This is a genomic window from Vibrio sp. ECSMB14106 (assembly GCF_000972265.1).
Lineage (GTDB): Bacteria > Pseudomonadota > Gammaproteobacteria > Enterobacterales > Vibrionaceae > Vibrio > Vibrio kanaloae.
The window spans coordinates 1-359 of sequence record NZ_LAUM01000073.1; the positions used below are offsets into that span (position 1 = coordinate 1).

At 54.9% G+C, this 359-nt stretch carries 1 rRNA gene; it reads left to right on the top strand.

Annotated elements, in window-relative coordinates:
• Position 1: 1 nt before the first annotated feature.
• Positions 2–359, top strand: a 16S ribosomal RNA gene (locus tag WR49_RS20695); the annotation flags it as partial.

Consider the following 359-nt stretch of genomic DNA (forward strand, 5'->3'; position numbering starts at 1 on the left):
TTGAACGCTGGCGGCAGGCCTAACACATGCAAGTCGAGCGGAAACGACAACATTGAATCTTCGGAGGATTTGTTGGGCGTCGAGCGGCGGACGGGTGAGTAATGCCTAGGAAATTGCCTTGATGTGGGGGATAACCATTGGAAACGATGGCTAATACCGCATGATGCCTACGGGCCAAAGAGGGGGACCTTCGGGCCTCTCGCGTCAAGATATGCCTAGGTGGGATTAGCTAGTTGGTGAGGTAATGGCTCACCAAGGCGACGATCCCTAGCTGGTCTGAGAGGATGATCAGCCACACTGGAACTGAGACACGGTCCAGACTCCTACGGGAGGCAGCAGTGGGGAATATTGCACAATGG